General features: G+C 62.4%; 1 protein-coding gene. It reads right to left on the bottom strand.

The window, feature by feature from the left end; translation table 11 throughout:
• Positions 1 to 248: 248 nt before the first annotated feature.
• Positions 249 to 3053 carry a TonB-dependent receptor gene (locus RTO53_RS19650; protein WP_312239344.1) on the bottom strand — a complete coding sequence of 935 codons (2805 nt, stop codon included), beginning with the start codon at positions 3051 to 3053 and terminating at the stop codon, positions 249 to 251.
• Between the last annotated feature and the right edge of the window lie 561 nt (positions 3054 to 3614).

Here is a 3614-nt window from a genome sequence, read left to right as displayed (position 1 = left end):
CCCCCGGCCGCGGTGCGGCCTCCTCCTTTATTTCGCCTCCAAGGGCATGGGGCCCTCACGCGCGCGACAGGCCCGAGCGGAGACGCAGCCCGATCCAGACGCCGTGGACACTGGCCCGTCCCACTCGTAACGGCGTCGTGTTCACTCTGGGACGACCCTTGCAGAAAGAGGCTCCCCTCAGATGGGAGAAGACCCAAAAAAAAGACCCCGCCGAAGCGGGGTCCTTTCATCCTGCATGAGCCCGGCGATTACTTGCCGAAGTCGTACTTGGCCTGCAGGTACACAGCGCGTCCATAGGGGTTGTAGATGCTGCTGTTGTACGGCGCGCCGACATTGCCGGCGTAGCTGTGGGCCTGGCCGTCGGGCATCTTGTTGAACACGTTGTTGACCATCACCGACAGCGTCAGGTCGTCCAGCGCCTGGTAGTTCACGCTCAGGTTGTAGGTGGTGTAGGAACCCCATTTGCCGGCCTTGTAGCCGGACGAGTGCACGTAGTCGTAGCCGTTGCCCAGATAGGCCATGCGGTTGGGGGTCTTGCCGATGTAGTTGAAGTACAGGGTGGTGGTCCACTTGTCCTTGGCCCAGCCCACTGAACCATCGGCACGCACCTTGGCGTACTGGTCGTAGTTCCACATCGCATACGGATCGCGCAGCAGGTCCAGGAATGCATCGCCGGGCTGCGGCTGCAGCTCGCGCTTGAGCATGTTGGTGTAGTTGCCGCCGAACTGCAGCGCACCGAAACGTCCGATGTCCTGTACGTACTTGACGCTGGCCGTCACCGCCTGGAGGTTCTGCGCGGCGACATTCAACTTCGGCGTGTAGATCTGCTCCAGGTTGCCAGCCGCGTCGCGGGTAACCCAGTCGGCGACGTTCTGGCAGCTGGCCGAGGTGTTGTTGGTCAGCCCGTTGCGGCAGTAATACTCGGCCAGCAGCAGCTGGTCCGAGGACAGGGTGTTGACCTCGTTCTTGATCTTCCAGTTGTAGTAATCCACCGACAGCGACAGGGTGTTCATCGGTGCCCACACCACGCCGGCATTCCAGACATCGGCGGTGATCGGCTCCAGGTCCGGGTTGCCGGACTGCTCGCCGAACACCGATTCGTTGTCGTAGGCGCAGCCGAGGGTGTCGGCCGGATCGTAGCCCAGCTGACCGCACCGGTAGTAGTCGGTGGAGGCATTGGCGTAGTAGCCGCTGCGGCCCTGGAACGCGTCAGACAGGCTGGGCGCCCGGAAGGCGGTGCCGTATTTGCCGCGGAACAGCAGGCTCTGGATCGGACGGAATTCCACGCCGATGCTGTAGGTCGCCTTGTCCACGGTGTTGTTGGCGATCTTGAAGGCGTCGTAGCGCCCGGAGCCGGTCACGGTGAGCGACTCCAGGAGCGGCATGCGCAATTCGGTGGTCAACGCGTAGTTGCTGCGATGACCGGCGCCGGACACCGCCGTGGTGCCCCACACCTCGCCATCGAGCAGGCGCTGGTCGGGACGGTAAGACCAGCCTTCGCTGCCGCCTTCGGCGACCACTGCGAAGCCGGCATCGCCGCCGGGCAGGGTGAACAGCGAGCCGTTGGTGATCTGCACGCGCCCCAGGTTCTGCCAGGTCTTGCTTTCGTTGTAGGTGAAGCCGGTGAAGGTCTGGAAGTCGCCAGCGGGCAGGCGCGAGTAGAACGCACCCCAGTTGGGGTTGTAGATGTTGTAACCGTCATCGGTGGTGCCCAGCACCGGACCGAGGACATGGTCTTCGAAGTAGCCGTCGATCTCGTCGGCCCAGCGCGCGAAGCTGCGCTCGGTCAGGCGGTATTCGCCGCGGCTGAAGCTGGCGCTGTAATCCCAGTTGCCGGCGCTGCCGCGGCCGCCGAGGGTGACCTGGTAGGACTTGTTGCGGTCGGTGCCGAGGATGTCGCGGTAACCGGCACCGCTGATGTCCTCCGGTGCGAAGGCACGCTGCAGGTTCATGTACTGCTGGCTGGACTGGTCGTAGAACTGGCCAAAGCCCACGTCGCTACCCCAGAACGCGTAGCTCGAGCCGGAGGTGTAGTCGACTTCTTCCAGGCTGTAGAGCGCATCGCCGAACAGCTGGAAAGTGTCGTTCACATCGAAGCTCATCGAGGTGTAGAACTGGGTACTTTCCTTGCCGTTCTTGAGCGTCTTGTAGCCGGGGCTGTAGGCCGAGCCGCAGGATTCGCCAGTCGCGCGCGTACCCAGCACGGTGGTGCCACCGAACTGGCCGGCAACCCCGGCGCACCGGCTGGGGTCCATCATCACGAAGGCGTTTTGCTGGTCCGGCAGATACACCAGGAAGTCGTTGGTGGGGACTTGCGCCGAATAGCCGACCGGGTTGTTCACCTTGGTCAGGTCGCGCTGGTAGCCCCAGATCGGGCTGCTCTTTTCATACTGCACGTTGACCAGCGCGTGGAAGCGGTCGTCGAACGCATTGAAGCCATGCGCGCCGCTGAGCCGGAAGCTGTTGCCGCCGCCCTCGGTATAGGCGCCGCCGCGCACGTTGAGCACGCCGCCATCCATGCGGTCCTTGAGGATGATGTTGACCACGCCGGCGATCGCATCGGAGCCATACAGCGAGGACTGCCCGCCGGGCAGGATCTCGATGCGCTCGACGATGTCGATCGGAATGCCGCTGAGATTGTTGAAGGTGTCGCTGCCGTTGTAGAGGGCAGGGTAGGACAGCATCGGCCGTCCGTTGATCAGGTACTTGGTGTAGCCCGGGTTGAGGCCGAACATGCCCGACGCCTCGGCGCCCTGGGTGAACGATGCCGATGTCTGCCCGCCCTGCAGGCCGCCGGTGGTCAGCGAGTTCTGCTGCAGCACTTCGGCCACGCTGCTGAAACCGCGGGTCTGGATGTCCTCGGCGGTGACGGTCAATACGGGGGTGTGGTTTTCGATCTCGGTCTGCGGGATCAGCGAGCCGGTGACGGTGACACGGCTCAGCTCGGTGGTGGCCGCATCCTGGGCCAGGGCGCTGGTACTTGCAAAGAGCAGGCCGGACAGGACGGCGGCGGTCAGAGGGTGGCGCGAGAACAGGAAGCCTTGGCGAGACATGCGGATCTCCGTGAGTGGTGATGGAGCGTTTTCCCTTACCTGGGACTTTCATATTTCGTTCAGCCGCTTTTCAGCGGTTTTTGAACGTAACACGGCCTTAACGTTAAAAACATGTCCCGGTCACAGATTTAGTTTTTTCATGATTGATATGAATGAAGTGCCATAAAAAACAGCCACTTAGGGCGTTGTGAATTTTCCATTTTAATATCCAATGAATATTTACTGAATAATAGCCTTGGTTAACAATCGAGATACTGGACGAGAAAAACGTCGCGCGCCTCAGCAGCCTGCTCGCGCGGCCTCGGCGCAAAAAAGGTTCTTCGCCCACCCGAGGAAGCCTCCTTTTACAAGGGCCGTCGCAGAGTGAACACGACGCTGTTGCGAGTGGGACGGGTAGTGTCGACGGCGTGTGTGGATCGGGCTGTGTCTCCGCTTGGCCTGTCGCGTGCGTGAGGGCCCCATAGCGGCCGGTAGGCCCCTGGCGCAAATGTCCCCCGGCCTGCGGCCTCCTCCTTGATTTTGCCCAGGAGCCTACCGGCCGCTAAGGGGCTCGGCTTGCGG

The organism is Stenotrophomonas sp. (genome assembly GCF_031995405.1).
Taxonomy (GTDB): domain Bacteria; phylum Pseudomonadota; class Gammaproteobacteria; order Xanthomonadales; family Xanthomonadaceae; genus Stenotrophomonas.
Note: the sequence above shows the minus strand (reverse complement) of the source record. Positions and strands in the feature narration are given on the sequence as shown.

What these genes read in the sequence shown, in the direction of transcription:
- RTO53_RS19650 (WP_312239344.1), bottom strand. Translation starts at nt 3,053, where the DNA reads ATGTCTCGCCAAGGCTTCCTGTTCTCGCGCCACCCTCTGACCGCCGCC.